This window comes from Streptococcus sp. HMSC078H03 (assembly GCF_001808655.1).
Lineage (GTDB): Bacteria > Bacillota > Bacilli > Lactobacillales > Streptococcaceae > Streptococcus > Streptococcus salivarius_G.
The window spans coordinates 48268-51128 of record NZ_KV794091.1 but is presented as its reverse complement, the minus strand read 5'-3'; the positions used below and the strand labels follow the sequence as shown (position 1 = coordinate 51128).

The 2861-nt window shown below is 38.4% G+C and carries 3 protein-coding genes; 1 reads left to right on the top strand and 2 read right to left on the bottom strand.

Going from position 1 to position 2861, the window contains the following annotated elements; genetic code table 11:
- Positions 1-71 precede the first annotated feature (71 nt).
- On the bottom strand, positions 72-1622 hold the full coding sequence (locus tag HMPREF2607_RS03390; RefSeq protein ID WP_070475852.1) for a BCCT family transporter: 1551 nt from the start codon (positions 1620-1622) through the stop codon (positions 72-74).
- A gap of 450 nt (positions 1623-2072) precedes the next feature.
- Here HMPREF2607_RS03390 and HMPREF2607_RS03385 point away from each other — a divergent pair, with 450 nt between their 5' ends.
- On the top strand, positions 2073-2354 hold the full coding sequence (locus HMPREF2607_RS03385; protein WP_002891204.1) for a protein rep: 282 nt from the start codon (positions 2073-2075) through the stop codon (positions 2352-2354).
- Here the strand turns inward: HMPREF2607_RS03385 and HMPREF2607_RS03380 are convergent.
- Positions 2325-2648 (bottom strand): potassium channel family protein, encoded by a 324-nt coding sequence (locus HMPREF2607_RS03380; RefSeq protein ID WP_037611796.1) that lies wholly within the window; start codon positions 2646-2648, stop codon positions 2325-2327. The genes HMPREF2607_RS03385 and HMPREF2607_RS03380 overlap by 30 nt on opposite strands.
- Positions 2649-2861: the final 213 nt, after the last annotated feature.

Sequence of the window (2861 nt, the reverse complement as noted above, 5' to 3'; positions counted from 1 at the left end):
AAATGTGGTGTTTATCTGAGCCTAACATAGATGGCTTTTTCTGTCTAGCTTCGTTTTACAAATTGGGTTATTTATTCTTCATAAGATTTGAAGGGTTGATCTTTTTTAGGGTATCGTGTCGGTGTGATTGACAGTCCCATCTTGTCTTTTTCGTGTAGCAATTCAATGACTAGGGAAACCATGATCAGTACCATGATGAGTGAAAATGGAAAGGCTACGATAATCAGCGTATTTTGCAAGGCTACTAAGCCCCCTGAAAGAAGTAAGACGATGGCAATAGTCGCAAGGAGTACGCCCCAGAAGATTTTAAGGTTATTCTTTGGTTTGAGATTCCCATCATCAGAGAGCATAGCTAGCACATAGGTCGCAGAGTCTGCTGACGTGATAAAGAAGGTAATGATCAAGATGATGGCAACAACGGAGGCAATAAAACCAAATGGCAGTTGACTGAAGGTTGCAAACAAGGTCTGCTCACTTGGAAACTGTGTTAAATCTACATTTCCAAGTGATTGAACATGCGTTGAAAGTGTTCCAAAGGTAGAAAACCATAAAAAGCTTAATACAGTCGGTGCTAATAAGACGATGGATAGAAATTGTCTGATACTACGTCCTTTAGAAATTCTGGCAATAAAAACTCCCACGAATGGTGACCAAGAAATCCACCAAGCCCAATAGAAAATCGTCCAAGTATTGATCCAGTCACGATTGTATTGACCAAAGGAACCAGCACTGAAACTCATACGGAAGAAATTGGAAATATACAGTCCGATACTATCGGTCAAGGTATTAAAAATCTGGACTGTGGGACCGATGATTATGGTGATGGCGAGTAGTCCAATCGCTAAAATAAGATTGGTGTTTGATAAGATTTTTACCCCTTTTCCAAGACCAGAAAGGGCTGAAATGGTAAAGAGGATGGTTGTGATAATGATGATAATAACTTGCACAAGGGCATTGTTTGGAATACCAAAGAGGTAGTTGAGTCCCCCATTGATTTGGGCTGCCCCAAAACCAAGAGTGGTTGCCACCCCGATAACAGTAGCGACCACTGTAATCGTATCTACGATCTTACCAAGGATACCGTTTGTTTTTTTACCAAACAAGGGCTTTAAGGTAACCGATAAAAGATATTTCTCTTTTTTTCGGAAACCAAAGTAGGCGAGGGCCAGGGCGATTAAAGCATATATTGCCCAGGCATGGATGCCCCAGTGAAAGAAAGTGTAACGGAAAGCATCGGCTAAGGCTTCCTGCGACCCTGGGGTAGCTCGTACCGTTGAAATGGCATAATGGGATAAGGGCTCTGCGGCACCGTAGAAGACAAGGCCGATTCCCATTCCAGCAGAAAATATCATGGCAATCCAAGAGATAGTAGAGTGTTCAGGCACCGAATTGGGTTCCCCCAGTTTGATTTGCCCAACGGGACTAACCAGGAAAAAGCCACAAAGTAGAACGATTGACGTGACCAGTAATAAGTAAAACCAGCCAAGTTTATCTGAAATAACTTCCCTTAGTTGTTCTGACCAAACTTGGTAGCCGTCAGGCATAACAATACCAAGAAGGACGAGGATAGCCAGTAGCACAAAAGGGGTTTTTAAGACCGGCGTTAAATTTTTAGTTGACATAAAGTCTCCTTTCATTCTCTACCATTATATCAAAAATGATAAAAACTTAAAAATGAGGGGAGATTAGATAACACCCAGCTAGTTATAATTTTTAGTTGATTAACTAGAGACGTTTAAGAACCTAAATTGTCAAATTAAGTTAGACTTTTCAAGTAACTCAGAAAAACTTGGTAGGGTGATTGATAATTCAATGATTTCCTAGGAATTCTATTTCTTGAGAGTGGGACAGAAATCGGTAATTCGTTAGAATTCGATTTCGTCGTCCCACCTCCGCACAGTTGAGTAGGGCAGTAAAAGCTGATGAAATCAGCGTAGTAGAGCCCACTCAACCACTGCGTCTTGCTCGACAATCCAAAAACAATAAAGAGGCTAGGACTTTTGTCCCAGCCTCATAATTTTGAGAAATATTAGTAAAATCCATTTGATGTCGAGAAAGAGAATGACAAACAAGTGATTGTCTTGCCTGAAGAGACGAAGGAACGGATAACGGGTGATTTGTTTGAGGGACTTTATCGGAAACGACAGATTGGATTTGGAAAACTCTTCAAGACTATCAAGAAAGAATTAGACTTAGATGATGTCGAAGATGGTAATCTTGTTCAGACTGGAGAGGATAGTCAAGAAGTATCGCGAGGTCAGGAAATTGTAGCCGTTTGGAATTGGCAGAGAAAGAATTATTTTTTACAGTTACTAAGAAATATGTTAGTCAGTTTTATTATTAGGTGTATTTAATTTGCTGTAGTAATTGACAATTACGGCTGATAAGCATCCAAAAAAAATAAGTCCATATACAGTTAAAAAGACGCTAGTAATACGTCCGATTAGAGTAGTAGCTAGTATATCTCCGTAACCTACTGTTGTTGATGTGACAAAAGCATACCATAGTCCATCCCAGTAATTACTTATTTGAGGTTCAACTAATAAAAGTATTCCTCCTGAAATAAAAATAAAACTTACAAAACTTGTCAAAAATTGATTAAAACCTGTAACTTTTATAATATGAAATAGAGTATTTAAACGTTTCATTTGGTTCTCCTTTGTTATAGTGTTAATGAAAATTATAGCATACAAAAAGTGTCTAAATATGTATTTTAGAAACTTTTTATATTAATTTTTATTATGTTTTCTTGATAGTAAGCCTCTATCGTTACAAGCTCGTTTGTGGTAAGATGAGTATAGGTCATTTATCTTAGTTCCTTTCAGACAAATGTGGTGTTTATCTGAGCCTAACATAGATGG